The sequence below is a fragment of the Marinobacter bohaiensis genome, from assembly GCF_003258515.1.
Classification (GTDB): domain Bacteria; phylum Pseudomonadota; class Gammaproteobacteria; order Pseudomonadales; family Oleiphilaceae; genus Marinobacter_A; species Marinobacter_A bohaiensis.
Window position 1 is genome coordinate 91,085 of the sequence record NZ_QGEH01000003.1, and the last position, 16,060, is coordinate 107,144.

17 protein-coding genes are annotated in these 16,060 nt (G+C 63.2%); 11 read left to right on the top strand and 6 right to left on the bottom strand.

Features of this window, described 5'->3' with window-relative positions; all coding sequences use genetic code 11:
* The first annotated feature begins 83 nt into the window (after positions 1 to 83).
* From rlmB to alr, 7 genes are all read left to right on the top strand, one after another.
* Positions 84 to 818, top strand: a complete 735-nt coding sequence (gene rlmB / locus DKK67_RS15250; RefSeq protein WP_111497368.1) for a 23S rRNA (guanosine(2251)-2'-O)-methyltransferase RlmB — start codon at positions 84 to 86, stop codon at positions 816 to 818.
* Positions 819 to 999: 181 nt separating this feature from the next.
* Complete coding sequence (gene rpsF, locus DKK67_RS15255) at positions 1,000 to 1,416, top strand: 30S ribosomal protein S6 (protein ID WP_111497369.1); 417 nt, start codon at positions 1,000 to 1,002, stop codon at positions 1,414 to 1,416.
* 29 nt (positions 1,417 to 1,445) lie between these two features.
* Entirely contained in the window at positions 1,446 to 1,676 is a 231-nt protein-coding gene (gene rpsR / locus DKK67_RS15260) for a 30S ribosomal protein S18 (RefSeq protein ID WP_111497370.1), read from the top strand.
* A gap of 21 nt (positions 1,677 to 1,697) precedes the next feature.
* Positions 1,698 to 2,564, top strand: a complete 867-nt coding sequence (locus DKK67_RS15265; protein ID WP_111497371.1) for a hypothetical protein — start codon at positions 1,698 to 1,700, stop codon at positions 2,562 to 2,564.
* Between the two features lie 20 nt (positions 2,565 to 2,584).
* Entirely contained in the window at positions 2,585 to 3,031 is a 447-nt protein-coding gene (gene rplI, locus DKK67_RS15270) for a 50S ribosomal protein L9 (RefSeq protein ID WP_111497372.1), read from the top strand.
* 204 nt (positions 3,032 to 3,235) lie between these two features.
* Positions 3,236 to 4,633, top strand: a complete 1,398-nt coding sequence (dnaB, locus tag DKK67_RS15275) for a replicative DNA helicase (RefSeq protein WP_111497373.1) — start codon at positions 3,236 to 3,238, stop codon at positions 4,631 to 4,633.
* A gap of 11 nt (positions 4,634 to 4,644) precedes the next feature.
* Positions 4,645 to 5,736, top strand: coding sequence for an alanine racemase (alr, locus tag DKK67_RS15280; protein ID WP_111497374.1), 1,092 nt, complete (start codon positions 4,645 to 4,647; stop codon positions 5,734 to 5,736).
* A gap of 83 nt (positions 5,737 to 5,819) precedes the next feature.
* Here alr and DKK67_RS15285 read toward each other — a convergent pair whose 3' ends face one another.
* Positions 5,820 to 6,179: a hypothetical protein gene (locus DKK67_RS15285; protein WP_111497375.1), complete on the bottom strand. Its 360-nt coding sequence runs from the start codon at positions 6,177 to 6,179 to the stop codon at positions 5,820 to 5,822.
* Positions 6,180 to 6,456: 277 nt separating this feature from the next.
* Here DKK67_RS15285 and DKK67_RS15290 point away from each other — a divergent pair, with 277 nt between their 5' ends.
* On the top strand, positions 6,457 to 7,320 hold the full coding sequence (locus DKK67_RS15290; RefSeq protein WP_111497376.1) for a sugar nucleotide-binding protein: 864 nt from the start codon (positions 6,457 to 6,459) through the stop codon (positions 7,318 to 7,320).
* A 33-nt stretch (positions 7,321 to 7,353) separates the two neighbouring features.
* On the opposite strand, the gene fnr is transcribed toward DKK67_RS15290, so the two are convergent.
* Together fnr and fabB are read right to left on the bottom strand one after the other, a co-directional pair.
* A complete protein-coding gene (gene fnr, locus DKK67_RS15295) occupies positions 7,354 to 8,091 on the bottom strand; it encodes a fumarate/nitrate reduction transcriptional regulator Fnr (RefSeq protein WP_111497377.1) in 738 nt (245 codons plus the stop codon).
* Positions 8,092 to 8,220: 129 nt separating this feature from the next.
* Entirely contained in the window at positions 8,221 to 9,435 is a 1,215-nt protein-coding gene (gene fabB / locus DKK67_RS15300) for a beta-ketoacyl-ACP synthase I (protein ID WP_111497378.1), read from the bottom strand.
* A gap of 280 nt (positions 9,436 to 9,715) precedes the next feature.
* On the opposite strand from fabB, the gene DKK67_RS15305 reads away from it, so the two are divergent.
* Together DKK67_RS15305 and DKK67_RS15310 are read left to right on the top strand one after the other, a co-directional pair.
* Positions 9,716 to 11,500 carry a sensor domain-containing diguanylate cyclase gene (locus DKK67_RS15305; RefSeq protein WP_204355847.1) on the top strand — a complete coding sequence of 595 codons (1,785 nt, stop codon included), beginning with the start codon at positions 9,716 to 9,718 and terminating at the stop codon, positions 11,498 to 11,500.
* Positions 11,490 to 12,344 (top strand): fructosamine kinase family protein, encoded by an 855-nt coding sequence (locus tag DKK67_RS15310; protein ID WP_111497379.1) that lies wholly within the window; start codon positions 11,490 to 11,492, stop codon positions 12,342 to 12,344. The genes DKK67_RS15305 and DKK67_RS15310 overlap by 11 nt, the downstream gene beginning before the upstream one ends.
* 85 nt (positions 12,345 to 12,429) lie before the next feature.
* Here DKK67_RS15310 and lipA read toward each other — a convergent pair whose 3' ends face one another.
* Complete coding sequence (gene lipA, locus DKK67_RS15315) at positions 12,430 to 13,479, bottom strand: lipoyl synthase (protein ID WP_111497380.1); 1,050 nt, start codon at positions 13,477 to 13,479, stop codon at positions 12,430 to 12,432.
* Positions 13,480 to 13,629: 150 nt separating this feature from the next.
* Positions 13,630 to 14,499: a LysR family transcriptional regulator gene (locus tag DKK67_RS15320; RefSeq protein WP_111497381.1), complete on the bottom strand. Its 870-nt coding sequence runs from the start codon at positions 14,497 to 14,499 to the stop codon at positions 13,630 to 13,632.
* A gap of 128 nt (positions 14,500 to 14,627) precedes the next feature.
* Here DKK67_RS15320 and DKK67_RS15325 point away from each other — a divergent pair, with 128 nt between their 5' ends.
* A complete protein-coding gene (locus DKK67_RS15325; RefSeq protein ID WP_111497382.1) occupies positions 14,628 to 15,377 on the top strand; it encodes a Crp/Fnr family transcriptional regulator in 750 nt (249 codons plus the stop codon).
* Between the two features lie 132 nt (positions 15,378 to 15,509).
* Here DKK67_RS15325 and DKK67_RS15330 read toward each other — a convergent pair whose 3' ends face one another.
* The gene (locus DKK67_RS15330) at positions 15,510 to 16,040 is read right to left on the bottom strand and encodes a cytochrome b (RefSeq protein WP_111497383.1); all 531 of its coding nucleotides are present in this window, start codon (positions 16,038 to 16,040) and stop codon (positions 15,510 to 15,512) included.
* Positions 16,041 to 16,060 lie beyond the last annotated feature (20 nt).

The following is a 16,060-nucleotide window of genomic DNA, read 5'->3' on the forward strand; positions in this document are numbered from 1 at the left end:
GACGGGCTCGCCGCCGTCCATGGCGGGCAGCCCGTTGCCGGTCGGCGGTTGAAAGCAGGTTGTCAGCAGAAAGGGTTTGATCAGTGGCGCAGGAATTCGTATTTGGTTGGCACGCCGTGGATGCCGTGCTCAAGCGTGAGCCGGCAAGGTTGCAGCAGGTCTGGATCCAGACCGGCCGGCAGGACAAGCGGGCCCAGGGCATTGTCCAGGCGTTGGATGAGCTGGGCGTGCGCTGGCAGGAAGTGCATCGCCGCGAGCTGGACAGTCGGGTGGACGGTGTGCACCAGGGTATCGTCGCCCAGGTGGCGGCATCGAAGGAGTGGCAGGAAGACGATCTACTGGCAGCGCTGTCCGGCTGGGACGCGCCGTTCCTGCTGATCCTCGATGGCGTCACCGACCCACACAATCTGGGGGCCTGCCTGCGCAGCGCCGATGCGGCCGGCGTCCAGGCGGTGGTGGTGCCCAAGGACAAGTCGGCGTCCCTCAACCCCACCGTGCGCAAGGTGGCCTGTGGTGCCGCCGAATCCGTGCCGCTGGTGCGGGTCACCAACCTGGCGCGCTTCATGCGTTCCCTGCAGGATGCGGGCGTGTGGCTGATCGGCACCGCCGGAGAAGCGCGGGCGACGGTCTACCAGGCGGATTTCCGCGGTCCGGTGGCGCTGGTGATGGGCGCCGAGGGCAAGGGCATGCGCCGGCTGACCCGTGAACACTGCGACAGCCTGATCCACATCCCCATGCACGGCCAGGTGGACAGCCTCAACGTGTCCGTCGCCACGGGCGTCTGCCTGTACGAAGCGGTGCGCCAGCGGCTGGCGTAACTGCTTGCAATATAACCAGCGCTTGCCTAGAATACGCCACCCCCTAAACTGGGGGCGGTGTCCTTTTGTCTGGCGTCAGCCCGACAAAGCCGATACCGGAATCAAAATTGGTACTCGATACCAGCTCCTTGCTTCTTTCAGGTTGACCTGGGAGAGGCTGTATAAACCGTAGGGAGAACTCATGCGTCACTACGAAATCGTCATCATGGTACACCCGGATCAGAGCGAGCAGGTGCCCGCGATGATCGAGCGTTATACCAACACCATCACCGAAGCCGGTGGTGCTGTGCACCGTCTTGAAGACTGGGGCCGCCGTCACCTGGCTTACCCGATCAACAAGATCCACAAGGCTCACTACGTTCTGTTCAACGTTGAATGTTCACAGGACGTGCTCGACGAGCTGACTCACAACTTCCGTTTCAACGATGCGATCATCCGCGATCTGGTTATCCGTCGTGACGACGCCGATACCGATCCGTCGCCGATGAAGGCCTCCGAAAATCGCGAAGAGCGCCGTTCCGGTGGCGACGACCGTCCGCGTCGTTCCGAATCCGGCGAGCGCCGCCCGGCTACTGAAGCCAAGAGCGAAGAAGCTTAATCCATCACCGGTTGTTGAGGAGTTAAATCATGGCTCGTTTTTTCAGACGTCGTAAGTTCTGCCGCTTCACGGCAGAAGGTGTCAAGGAGATCGATTACAAGGATCTGGACACCCTGAAAAGCTACATCACTGAAACTGGCAAGATCGTGCCCAGCCGTATCACCGGCACCAAGGCACGCTATCAGCGTCAGCTGGCTACCGCGATCAAACGTGCGCGCTACCTGGCCCTGCTGCCGTATTCCGATAGCCACGACAAATAAGCGGTAACAGGACTCGGGACCATGCGTGCATTGGCACAGTTTGCGATGCGCGGTCCCCTGCAGGCGAGTGGGGTTGCGGCGGTTACCACCGCGGTTCCCCTTCTTTTCTGGATTGGAGCGGCCGTTGTTGGCCTGGTCATTCTCCGACTGGGCATTTCCCAGGGACTCAATATCGGGCTCTGGGCGCTGCTGCCGGCTCTGGGCTGGAGCTGGTTGGGCAATGACCCGACCGCTCTGTTCGTCTTGATCCAGGTGGTGCTGATGGTGTCTGTATTGCGCCTCAGCGTCTCCTGGGAAAAGACGCTGCTGACCGGAAGCGGTCTGGCACTGGCAACCGGTGTGTTGCTGCCGGCCCTGTTTCCGCAGCTGCTCAATGACCTGGTGGCCACGGGTGTTGCGTTTTACCAGCAATACAACCCGGAGGTCGCCGGCGAATTGGGTGGACGGCTCGAAAGCGTCGTCGCCCAGGTCATGAGCGCCAGCATGGCAGGCACTTACCTGCTGATTGCCGTCGCTGTGACTCTGTTGGCGCGAAGCTGGCAGTCGGGACTCTACAACCCGGGCGGTTTCCGGGCGGAGTTCCACGGACTGCGTCTGAGCCGTCCGGTTGCCGTGTTGTGCGTAGCGGTCATGTTCGGCGCACCGCTGCTGGGGCTGAATTCGGTCCTGGTGGGCTGGGCCGCCGCGGTACCGCTGATGATTGCGGGCCTGGCCCTGATTCACGGCATGATTGGCGCCCGGAACATGAGCATCCAGTGGCTGGTGTTGTTCTACATTGCCCTGGTGCTGCTGAGCCCGAGTCTGATGTTACTGTTGCTGATTTTGGCGTTTGTGGATAGCTGGCTGGATTTCAGGGGGCGCTTCAATCCCTCTGGGCCGGCAGAATAAAGCATGAAGAGGTTAACGAGATGGAAGTTATTCTGCTCGAGAAAGTCGCAAACCTGGGCTCCCTGGGAGACAAGGTAAAAGTTAAAGCGGGTTACGGTCGTAACTTCCTGCTGCCGTTCGGCAAGGCAGTTCCCGCGACCGAAACCAATATCAAGGAATTTGAAGCGCGTCGCGCCGAGCTGGAAAAAGCCGCCAACGAGCGTCTGGCAGCTGCCCAGGCTCGCGCCGAGAAGCTGGAAGGCCAGTCCTTCACCATCGCCTCCAAGGCGGGTGACGAAGGCAAGCTGTTCGGCTCCATCGGTGTTCGCGATATCGCCGATGCAGTCAGCACTGGCGGTACCGAAGTCGAGAAGAGCGAAGTTCGTATGCCGGAAGGCCCGATCCGTGCGATCGGCGAATTCGACATCGAACTGCAGCTGCACACCGACGTCACTGTTGAAGTGAAGGTTGCTGTTGTAGCTGAGTGATCGGGGCAGCCAACGGGTCCTCTGGGCCTGGTGGCGGCCTGCATGGCTGAATAACGGCCGTGCCAAGGGCCCGGCGGACATCCCTGTCTGCCGGGCCTTTTTTGTTGGTTCGTGTGGCTTGTGAAGGTACCGGTGCCCGGTTATCTTAGGACGTTCCGGCGGCACGACCCCATTTTGGATCCTGTCTTTCAATACGCGGTAAGCATGGCCAATCCCATCGAAAAAGCGACTGTCCAGGACGCCGATACCTCCCGTATCAAGGTGCCTCCCCATTCCCTGGAAGCCGAGCAGGCGGTGCTTGGCGGTCTCATGCTGGACAACAGCAAGTGGGACGCCGTTTCCGAAGTGATCGCCGCTGCCGACTTCTATCGTCAGGATCACCGGCTGATTTTCGGCGCCATCGAACGGCTGGCCGGCGAGGGCGAACCCCTCGACGTGGTCACTCTCAGCGAATTCCTGGAGCGTGCCGGCGACATTGAGGACGCCGGTGGCCTGACCTATCTGGCCGAGCTGGCGGAGAAGACGCCCGGCGCCTCCAACATCAAGGCGTACGCCAACATCGTGCGCGAGCGGGCGGTGCTGCGCCGCCTGATCGAAGTGTCGGGCGAGATCGCCGATTCTGCTTTCAACCCCCTGGGCCGCACCAGTGACGAACTGCTGGACGAAGCTGAACGCAACGTTTTCCAGATCGCCGAGTCACGCTCGAAAGAGGGCAGCGGCCCCCAGTCGATCAACCCCATCCTGACCAAGGCGCTGGGCCGGATCGAGGAGCTGTTCGAGTCCGGTGACGCGATCACCGGTATCACCACGGGCTTCTCCGATCTGGACGAATGGACCTCGGGGATGCAGCCGTCCGACCTGATCATCATCGCCGGCCGGCCGTCCATGGGTAAGACCACGTTTTCCATGAACGTGGTGGAGAACGCGTTGCTGGGCAGCGAGAAGCCGGCCCTGGTATTCAGTATGGAGATGCCCGCCGACGCCATCGTGATGCGGATGCTGTCCTCCCTGGGCCGCATCGACCAGACCCGCATGCGGAGTGGCCGGCTGGAGGAAGACGACTGGCCCCGGCTGACCTCGGCGGTCAGCCTGCTCAAGGACAAGCCGCTCTATATCGACGACACGCCGGGCCTGAGTCCCACGGAAATGCGCTCGCGGGCGCGTCGGGTAGCACGGGAGAACAACGGCGAAATCGGTCTGATCATGGTCGACTACCTCCAGTTGATGCGGGTGCCGGGTAACACCGAAGGCCGGACGGCGGAGATCTCCGAGATCTCGCGTTCCCTGAAGGCGCTGGCCAAGGAACTGCAGTGTCCGGTGGTGGCGTTGTCCCAGCTCAACCGAAGCCTGGAGCAGCGCCCCAACAAGCGACCGGTCAACTCGGACCTGCGGGAATCCGGTGCGATCGAGCAGGACGCCGACGTCATCATGTTCATCTACCGGGACGAGGTCTACAACGAGGACACCCCGGACAAGGGTATCGCCGAGATCATCATCGGTAAGCAGCGGAACGGTCCCATCGGCACCGTGCGGCTGGCGTTCCTGGGCAAGTACACCAAGTTCGAAGATCTCGCCCACGGCGATTACGGCGGCGATTACTAGGAGACGGCTGGATGGGACGGCACACCCGCGCACGTATCGATCTGGCGGCCCTGCGCCACAACTACGCGCTGGCCGGTCGTTTGGCCGGCGATGCCCAGGCCATGGCGGTGGTCAAGGCCGATGGCTATGGTCACGGACTGGAGCGGGTCGCCTCAGCCCTTGAGGGCATGGCGAAGCGCTACGCGGTGGCAACGCTGGAGGAGGCGGAGCGGCTGCGTGAGGCCGGCATCCAGCAACCGGTGGTGCTGCTGCAGGGTTTCCACGACGACGCCGATGTGGCTACATGCCACGCCCTCGGGCTGGAGCCGGTGATTCACAGCGATCACCAGATCGACGCCCTGGCGGACAGCGGATCGACCGTCACCGTCTGGCTCAAGGTCAACACCGGCATGAACCGGTTGGGATTCGCGCCGGGCGACGTGGACGACCGGGTCCGCCGCCTGCGCGGGTTGGATGGCGTTACTCTCAGGGGCATGGTTACCCACTATGCCTGCGCCGATGACCGCAACGACGGGATGACGGCACACCAGAACGCGCTCTTCACGGACCTGGCAGCGCGCTATCCCGAGCTGGCGTTCAGTGCCGCGAACTCCGCCGGTCATTTCCGGCCGGAAGCCCCACGTTTCCACTGGACCCGTCCCGGTATCATGCTTTATGGCGCCACACCGATGATCGAGGAAAGCGCGGCCGAACTGGGCCTGCGCGCGGTGATGACGCTGGAATCGCGGCTCACCGCCGTGCGCACCCTGGCGCCGGGCGAGGCGGTGGGCTATGGCGCAAGCTGGCGCGCCGAGCGGCCCACGCCCATGGGCATCGTGGCCATTGGTTACGGCGACGGCTACCCGCGTCATGCGCCTACCGGAACGCCGGTATGGGTGGCGGGTGCCCGGGTTTGCACGCTGGGCCGGGTTTCCATGGACATGCTGGCGGTGGACCTGTCCGGAGCGCCCCAGGCGCGGCCGGGCGACCGGGTGGAGTTGTGGGGCGCGCAGGTGTCTGTAGACGAGGTGGCGCAGCGGGCCGGTACCATCGGCTACGAGCTGCTGACCGGCGTTACCGCCCGGGTGCCGCGGGTCTACGAGGACCCGGTGGTCTCTGGTTAACGCCTCTGATTAACGCCCGAGTCACCTCGGGCTTCCGGAGCGCGCAAGGACGGTTCAGGCGCGATCAGGGCTCCCTGGGGGCGTCAGGCGGTCTCTTCCGGCTCGCAGATGATTTCCTCGATGAAGTCGAGGATTGAGGTCAGGCTGCGATCGTCCAGCTTCTTCAGGACCTTGTGGATCACCATCTTGCTGCCCTTGAGCATGCTGCCGATGCCCATCTTCGCCATGCCCATCAGCATGCTGCTGGCACGCAGGCGGCGCAGCGGCTCCAGGAAAAAAAAATCCAGGCCTTCCTCGGTCAGCTCGACAATCAGATTGTAGAGTTCGTCGATAGCGGCCTTGTCCGCCTTGCCCCGGGCTCGCAGCTCCTCGACGGTGAGCAGGGCCTTGTTACGCAGGGCATCGGGAATGGGCGCGACGATGTGACTTTGCTGTTTGAGCATGGGCGTTCCTGTGGTTGAGAGGGATCCGGCGCGGTGATTATGACGCGGCTTCCTTACAATCGTGTTTGATGCCGCAGGTGCAGCTATCCCGGCTGACGGGTGATGCGCAACGGCGGCTGATGGCTTATTCTATCGGGACCCGGCGACGCGCCATTGGCTGCAGCCCGGCGGTCGTCTGTCACTCATGCCATCGGGTCATTGAGTCCGCGACCCCGTTGGTGGCATGCTCTGGTCAGTCGCCCCGAATTGATGAATTGCACGGAGAGTTCAGACCCGCGTGAATGTTCTGGTTGTACACGATTACGGCCCGCTTGGCCGACTGGTGCTCGAAGCCCTCAGGGGCACGCATCTGTCCATACGCCCGCTACTGATCAACAGTCCGGACGACGTGGATGCCGCGGCACTGGATGACTGGATTCCCGCGGAAACCGACCTGATCGTCAACACCCTCTGGCATAACGATCCGGAAGCCGCCGAATCGGACCCGGAAACCATCCGCCAGTGGACCTTTTCCATCCCCATGGCCCTTGCGGAACACGCTCGCGCCCACAGGATGGCCCTGCTGCAGCTCACCACCTGCTACGTCTTCGACGGCCGCAAGCAAAGCGCCTACATCACCTCCAATCCGGGCCAGCCGTTCAGCCAGCTGGGCAACTGGCAGTGGGAATGTGAGCAGGGGTTGCGTACGCTGCTGCCGCATCATCTGATCCTGCGCACTGGCTGGAGCCTGGAGCGCTTTATCCGCAAGATTACCGCCTCCGCCGAAGGGGCCACGCAACTGGAGCTGTCCAGCCGCCACAGAGGCCAGCCGGTCGCGCTCAAGGACCTGGCACGCGTGATTCGCGCGTTGGTGCTGCAGATCGACTGCGGGGCCGAGGTCTGGGGCACGTACCAGTACGCCGGCGCCGAGGAAATCAGTCAGTACGAGTTGGGGCTGGAGATTGTCAACGCGTTGCCGGAGCTGGAGTCCGTGCACGTGGTGGACAAGATTCCCGACTGGGCGCGACTGGAGCCGCAGAACACCACTCTGGGTTGCATCAAGATCCGCAATACCTTTGGCATTAAGCAGCAGCCCTGGCGCACGCGCCTGAAAGAGGAGGCATCGCTGCTGGCCGGAAGCACCGAAGCGGCGCTGCCGTAAGCGATTCGAGGCAGGAGCGAGCGGCGCGGCGGCTTACTGAGCGCCGCCGTGGGCAATGGCCTGTATGCCTGCAATATCGAGCAGGCTGACTTCCCGGCCGTGGGATTCGATCAGCCCCTGGCGGTGAAAGCGCGTCATCACCCGGCTCACCGTTTCCACGGCCAGTCCCAGATAATTGGCGATATCGTGCCGCGGCATCGGCAGCGAGAGCTGTGTGGCGGACAGCCGGCGCCGGCTGAAGCGCGAAGACAGCGACAGCAGCAGCGATGCGATTCGCTCCTCGGCGGAATTCTTGCTCAGCAACAGCGACAGGTTCTGGCTGTTCTTGATCTCCCGACTCATCAACTGGAAGAAGTGATGCTGCAACGATGGAATGCGGGCGGCCAGCTCCTCCATCTTATCGAAGGGAATCTCGCACAGGCTGCTGCGTTCCAGCGCCTTGGCCGAGCAGGAATAACCGTCCTCAGTCATGCTGTCCAGACCGATGAGCTCACCCGGCAGGTAGAAGCCGGTGATCTGCTCTTCGCCGGAGCCCGAGATGATGTAGGTCTTTACGGCCCCGCTGCGCACCGCAAAGCAGGAGCGAAAGGGATCGCGCTGGCGGAACACATGCTTGCCCCGGTCGATGGCGCGGCCTTGCTGGACGATGTCCTCCAGGCGTTCGATTTCCGTATCGCTCACCGCCAGCGGGAGGCAAAGGTTGCTGAGGCTGCAGTGCTGGCAGCCGGATTTGAGTGCCGAGGCGCGCAGTGTGGAGATGCGTTCGCCCATATGGATAACCTTACCCTGATTCCTTGTCACCGTTCCCACCTTAATCGCGACGGGAGCCTTTGCCAACCTTACGGATGCGCCTGGACAAGGGGGCAGGGCGGGAGTGGCTCCCGCCCCGTGTTGCCCGGTTCAGTCCTGGAAGCGCTGGAAAACCAGCGAGGCGTTGGTGCCGCCGAATCCAAAGCTGTTGGACATGACCCGATCCAGATGCGCCGACTTTGCATCAGGGCCGACAATCGGCATATGAGCAATTTCCGCATCCGGTGAGTGGTAGTTGGCGGTGCCGGCGATGTAGCCGTTCTGCAGCATCAGCAGCGAGTAGATCGCCTCATGCACGCCGGCTGCGCCCAGGGAGTGGCCGGACAGGGACTTGGTGGAGGAGATGGCCGGGATGTGCTCACCGAAGGTGTTGCGCACCGCCTTCATTTCCGCCACATCGCCGACCGGGGTGCTGGTGCCGTGGGCGTTGATGTAATCGATCTTGCCGTCGACGGTGGCCATCGCCTGGTTCATGCAGCGCTGGGCGCCTTCGCCGGAGGGCGCGACCATGTCGTAGCCGTCGCTGGTGGCGCCGTAGCCGACCAGTTCGGCAATGATGTTGGCGCCACGCTTTTTGGCGTGCTCCAGCTCCTCGACCACCAGCATGCCGCCGCCGCCGGCGATGATGAAGCCGTCACGACCGCTGTCGAACGGCCGCGAGGCGGTTTCCGGAGCGTCGTTGTACTTGGTGGACAGGGCGCCCATGGCGTCGAACAGCATGGTCAGGGTCCAGTCCTCTTCCTCGCCGCCGCCGGCGAAGACGATGTCCTGCTTGCCCGCCTGGATCTGTTCCATGGCGTGTCCGATGCAGTGGGCGCTGGTGGCGCAGGCGGAGGACATGGAGTAGTTCACACCACGGATCTTGTAGGCGGTGGCCAGGCACGCGGACACGGTGCTGGTCATGATGCGCGGGACCATGTACGGTCCGATGCGCTTGACGCCGCGCTCGCGCATGATGTCCACCGCTTCCACCTGGCTGGAGCAGGAGGCCCCGCCGGAACCGGCGATCAGGCCGGTGCGGTCGCTGGAAATCAGGCTCTCGTCGAGCTGGGCGGATGCAATCGCCTCCTGCATGGCCAGGTAGCTGTACATGGCCGACTGGCCCATGAAGCGGCGGACTTTGCGATCGATCACCGACGTATCGACGTCGACCGATCCGGAAACCTGGCTACGGAAGCCCTGGTCCCGATAGGTTTCGTTGAAGCGAATACCGGAACGGCCCGACTTCAGGCTGGCGTTCACGTCTTCAATGCTGTTGCCCAGGCAGGACACGATGCCCATACCGGTGATCACAACACGTCTCATTGCAGTCTCCATCCTGACGTGGCATGTAATAGGGGATATCGACCATTCTAGGCCCTATGCCGGTCCCGACGGAATGTGACCTTGGTCGAGCGCATGGTGCCGGCGGGCTGGCAGTGTCGCCCGGTTTGGCTAGACTTTCTGGCAATATCCCGGCCATATCCTGTCTGTAGCCGGGAAGGTATGAGCCCGGGACCGTCCACCCGTGACATTTCACCCCCCGTGAGATTTCACACTGTGTGGCGCACACCGGATGATTGAGCGCGAGGTGTTTCGCCCCAGCATGTTGTATGTCGTCAGGTTGTGGTCCGGCAAATGCGCCTGGATCGTGTGGTGCGTGTTGGGCCTGCTGGCTCCGACTGTGGCGGCGCCGGCGAACGAGGTGGCGATAGAAATCGGTTCGCTCCATGACCAACTGGTCCGTGCCCCCGCGATGTTTCAGCGAGCGCCGACGGACCGGACCCTCGCGCAGCTTTCCCCCGATGCGTACCAACCACTGACGGACGACGACGTTAACCAGGGCATCAGCGACCAGGCCTTCTGGATCCGCCTGCGACTGCGCAACAGCAGCGATCGACCGGTGCGCTGGGTGCTCAGCCATGAAACCACCTATCTGGACCGGTTGACGGTTCACTGGTCGGACAACGGCGGGCCCCGCCAGGTGCGGGCGCTGACCGACCGCGCGGTTTTTGCCAACCGGAGTGAAGCCTACCGTACGCTGGCCTTCGCACACGCCACGCCCGCCACCGGATACACCGATCTGATCCTGCGCCTGAGCAACGACAAGCCCGACAGCGTCAGCCTCAACCTGCACCTGGCCGAAGCCTCGGTTTTCGCCGCCCAGTCCCGTCAGACCTATGCCGTCTACGGTCTCTACTACGGCGCCCTGCTGGTGTTGGTCTTCGTCTCGCTGGCGGCGGCCTGGATGCTGCGCCAGTGGGTCTATTTCCACTACGCGTTGTTCCTGGTGGCCAGCGGCCTGATGTGGGCGCTGCTGAATGGGCTGGCCTACCAGTACCTGTGGCCGCAGGCGGTGTTCTGGCACAACGAGGGGTTTCACATCCTCTACCTGCTTATGGCGGCGGCTGCGTTCCAGTTTTCCCGTAGCTTCCTGTTTACCCGCCAGGGCTTCCCATGGATCGACCGCCTCATTCGCGTCGGACAGGCCGTTATGCTGGCGGGCGTGGTCCTGCGCTTTGCCGGTGTCTACCTGCCGGTTCTGGTGTTGTCCTATGTCTCCCTTGTGTCGTTGGTGCTGTTGGCGCCGCTGGGTTTCATGGCTTATCGTCGGGGGCAGGTTTATGCCCGATGGTACGCCCTGGCCTGGGTGATTTACGGGGTGGGGCTGACGCTCAGCGTGATCAGTGCGTCCACCCGCTGGCTGCCCTGGGGCATGGAGTCCCTGGCTTTCGCCCAGGCGGCGGGGGTGCTTGAGGCACTGTTGCTGCTGGTGGCGCTGGGCGAGCGGCTCAGCGGCTGGGATCGGGACCGCCGGCTGGCCCTGCGCCTGGCGCAACAGGACCCGCTGACCGGGCTGACCAATCGGCGCGGTCTGGTGCCGGCCTACGAGGCGTTCCGGGAACGCTACGCGCAGACGCAGGTTCCGGTGTACCTGATCCTGATCGACCTGGACTACTTCAAGAACGTGAACGACACCTACGGCCATGAGGCCGGGGATCGAGTGCTGGTGGCGCTGGCGAGTTTGATGTCCCGGGTGAGCCGGCCGGCGGACGTGTGCATCCGTTATGGCGGGGAGGAGTTCGTCATCCTGCTGCAGGCGCCGTCAGAAGACGTGGCGTTGGACATCGCCGAGCGCATGCGGCAGGACTTCGCCGGGCAACCCACCGGACACGGCGGCTGCACGATCCAGCATACCCTGACGGCGGGGCTGTCACCGGTGTTTTCCGCCAACGGCCAGCTGTCGCTGAAGCAGGCGTTGCAGCAGGCGGACCAGGCGCTCTACCAGGCCAAGCGTGCGGGGCGCAATCAATGCCGGGCATACCGCCCGGCTGCGCAGGCGCTCCCGCGCCCAACCCGAAGTGAACGAGGCGTACACGATGTCGACTGACCCGATTCTCGATACCTTGCTGCAACAGGCCGGCCTGCCCGAGGCGGCCGATCTGCAGGGACTCGGTGGGGGCTGTATCAACGATGCCTTTCGCGTCGCCCTGGTGGACGACACCACGGTGTTCCTCAAACGGCACCGTTCGCCGCCGACCGGCTTTTTCGAGGCCGAAGCGGCCGGTCTGGCGGCCATGCTGGCCAGCGATTCGGTGCGAGTGCCCCGGGTGCTGGCGGTCGCCGAGGAAGGGCTGCTGCTGGAGTGGCTGTCCGGCTCACCGGGCCCCGGCTTTGCTGAGGAACTGGGGGCGCAACTGGCTGGTATGCACCGGACGACCGACACGGCTTTTGGCTTTTCCTGCGATAACTTCTGCGGACTGACGCCCCAGCCCAACCCCCGGATGGACGACGGTCATGCCTTCTTCGGCGAGGCGCGCCTGCTGCACCAGGGCCGTCTGGCGCGGGATCAGGGGCTGCTCGGGAGCGCTGATATGACGTCGCTGGAACGGATCGCCGCGCGCCTGCCGGAGTGGATCCCGGTGCAACCGGCCAGCCTGATCCACGGCGACCTCTGGGGCGGTAACGTCCACGCCGGACCCGATGGCGAACCGGTGCTGATCGATCCGGCGGCGCATTACGGCTGGGCGGAAGCCGACCTGGCCATGACCACGCTGTTCGGCCGTCAGCCAACAGCGTTTTACGAAGCCTACGCGGCGCACTCGGAACTGGCGCCGGACTGGGAAGAGCGGATTCCCCTGTACAACCTCTATCACCTGCTTAACCACCTCAATCTGTTCGGTGGTGGCTACGCGGGATCGGTCCGTGCTGTCCTGAGGCGGTTTGGCAGCTAGCCGAGCGACGTCTCCGACTTAAAACGCAGAAAGCCAGCGCATGAGCGCTGGCTTTCCTGTACCGGGACGGGGCTGACGGCGTTGCCTATTCAACGGCCTTGAGCGGAATCAGGTTGTCGTCTTTCGGCTCACGGGTTTCCGGTACTGCGGGCATGGCCAGGCCCAGGTTGTTCTGCTCGAACACCCGGTCGGCGCGGTAGCTGGAGCGGACCATGGGGCCGGACGGCACTTCCATGAAGCCTTTCTCCAGGCCGATCTCCCGATAGCGGTTGAACTCCTCCGGCGTGACGTAGCGCTCCACCGGCAGATGGTTCGGGGTGGGGCGCAGGTACTGGCCGATGGTCAGGATATCCACACCCACGGCGCGCAGGTCGTCCATGGTTTGCAGGATTTCCTCTTCGGTTTCTCCCAGGCCGACCATGATGCTGGTTTTGGTGAGCACGTCCGGGCGGTGTTTCTTGGCGTGCTCCAGCACCTTCAGGGTTTTCTGGTAGCCGGCGCGCGGATCGCGCACGTAGTGGGTCAGGCGCTCGACGGTTTCCACGTTCTGGGCGAACACGTCCAGGCCGGAGTCCACCACTTTCTCCACATAGGCGTCGACGGCATCGAAATCCGGCGTCAGCGCTTCCACCGCCACCTGCGGTGTGCGCGCCTTGATGGCGCTGACACAGGCAGCGTAGTGAGCGGCGCCGCCGTCTTCCAGGTCGTCCCGGTCGACCGATGTCAGCACGATGTAGCGCAGGCCCATCAGCTCCACGGACTTGGCGGTGTTTTCCGGTTCGTCCTGGTCCAGCCAGCCTTTGGGGTTACCCGTGTCCACCGCGCAGAACTTGCAGGCGCGGGTACAGACCGAGCCCATCACCATGATGGTGGCGGTGCCGTTGTTCCAGCATTCCCCGATGTTGGGGCAGTGGGATTCCTGGCACACCGTACTCAGCCGGTGTTCCTTGACGTTGCGCTGCACCGCATCGAAACGCTCGCCGCCGGGCATTCGCGCCCGTAACCAGCTGGGCTTGCGCGAGACCGGAGTCTCGGCGTTGGAAGAGCGTTTGATGCCGTCCTTGATGGCCGAGAATCCCTGTTCGCTGCGGTACTTGGAACCACTGGAAATGCGGTTGCTGGCGCCATCAGTCATGAAAAATGCTGCTCACTACAGGAAATGGGGGAGAAAAGATCAGGGTAAATGCTAAAGAATGCACTACAGGCATACAAGCAGTATAAGCCCTATGTCCCATATAGAACACCGGTATGAGCCGCCTCGGTCAAGGCGGCCAGCGGAGCCGGCCTATACCGGCATCACCCAGGGCGACATGCCGTCGCGAATCACCCGGCGCAGGCCCACCATGCCGCGGCCAATGGCATCCGCCGGTTCGCTTTCCGTGGTCACCATGTAGGACGGGTAGGGGAAGGCCGGCGCGTTGGGCACCCGGAACAGCCGCCCCTCGTCCAGCAGGCCGCGGATGGCACGCTCGCGGAAGTAGCCGGCGCCGCCCGCGGACAGGATGTAACTCAGGCCCAGCGGTCCCACGCCGACGAAGATCCCCGAACGCTTGAGGTTGGGGAAGGCCTGGTCGTGATGGGCCGAGAACTCCGGCCCCCAGTCGACGTAGACATAGTGTTCGTTCTCGGCGGTGAAGCCGGAGGGGTCGGTGGTCACCATGATCAGCCGTTCTTCCTCCAGCATCTCCACCACCAGTCCGGGGTGGTACAGCGGCGAATAGACCACGGCGATATCGAGGATGCCCCGTTCCACCTTGCCGATCAGGCTGGCGGAATCCCCCACCTCGGTGCGCACGGCCACCTCCGGGCAGTTCTTGCGCATCCACACCAGCCAGTTCAGTAACAGGGGATTCCACAGGCTCAGCTCACCGCCGACCGACAGCACGTGCTCGTGCTCGGTAGACACATTGACGTCATGCCGGGCTCGCTCCCACACCTGCAGGATCGACATGGCCGAGGGCATGAAGCGGTCTCCCTGGGGCGTCAGGCTGGCGCCGTGGCGGCCCCGCACGAACAGCGACTGGCCCAGCTGGCTTTCCAGCGAGCGGATGCGGGCGGTCACTGTGGTCTGGGAAATACTCAGCCGATCGGCGGCTTTAATGAAACTTCCGGTCTCCGCGACGACCAAAAACGTACGGGCCAGTTCTGTATCCATAATTGAATCCGAAAGTTCAATCAAAAATGTTGCTAGATAAGATCAATATAAATCAGTTTTTATGAGTGAAAGCAAGTGTAATAATAGCGCGCTAACGATTTCGCACGTCAGTCAGGTGGAGTTATGTAATGGGAAAACATAATGATGTACTCGTTTCATCTGCCTCGCAGATTCTGAACCAACCTTCCTCTTCATCATCAAGCGTCCTCTCCAACGAAATTCCCGAACCCTACGGCTGGTCCACCAAGGATCCCGGCGAAGGTCGGGCCCGCGCCCTGCGCAACAGTCTTGCCCGCGTCCTGGGCTGGGGCATGCCGGACCGGCTGTCGCGCCAGCGTCGCCAGTCGCTGGATGAAATGGCGGCCCTGTTCGAGCACCGTACCTACGGGGCCGAGGTTAACCTGGAGAATCGCGGCAGTACCTGGAAGAAAATCTATCTGGTGGAATACGGCATTGCCCGTCTGTATCGCAAGAACGACGAAGGCCGCGTCAGCATCCATCATTTCTTTGAAGAAGGCAGTGCCATCTGGCCGGTGTTCGCCCGGACCCGCTCCGAACGAAACACCCTGTGCCTGACCACCGTCACACCCTGCACGGTCTGGGAGGCCGACTTCCTGCCATTCCGTGACTGCATCAAGCAGGAAGGCGAAGGGACCTGGGACCACTTCGCCCTGGCCCTGATGGAAGAACTGGCTGAACGCGCCACCATGCGCGAGTTCGAACGCCAGACCCTGAGCGCCGAGGAGCGCTACCAGATCATGGTGCGCGACTACCCCGAACTGGTCGAGCGTGTGCCCGACTATCAACTGGCAGCCTGGCTGGGCGTGGCTACCGCAACCTACTCGCGTCTGAAGAACGGACGTAGCCGCCGCCACTGAGGCGCCCGGCGACAGGCGGCGGATAACGCCACCTGCCTTTCGTGCCATCGTCGAGGTTCGCAGGGAGCGCGAACCACGGTGAGCACTCCAACCTTCCCGCCTCTTCTTTTCGCTTATCGCACCAAATCCCGCTCAGCGCACCATGCGTGGCAAGACATCGATCTGGTCCGGCCGGCGCCGGTGGTGCATCACCATGGCAATGTGGCCAACGATGGTCACCAGCATCAACCAGCCCAGCCAGCTGTGCAGCCAGTTGCCCGGCTCGACCATCCAGGCGATCTCGTCGCCTTCAAAGCCTGCGAACAGGGGTATCCCGAAGGGATCGAACGCGCGTCCCGAGCCGTATTGGCGCAGCAGGGCCAGCGCCGGCACCACGAATAACAGGCCATAGAGCCCGACGTGGCCCAGTTTGGCCAGGGCGTTGATCGACGCCGGTCGGCTGGACAGGTTCGACAGCGCCCAGAGCGCGCGGATGACCACGAGAATCAGCAGCAGGAAGCCGAGCGGCTTGTGGGTGGCCCACAGGAATTCCTCGACCGGCGTGTCGCTGAGCAGTGCATGGGCGGTGGCGCTGAGGAACTGCCAGAGAATCAGCAGGGCCATCCCCCAGTGCAGCCAGCGGCTGACTTGCCCGTAACGCTCGGCGTTGTCCCTGATCGACATGTTTCTCCCTCCCATCAGTG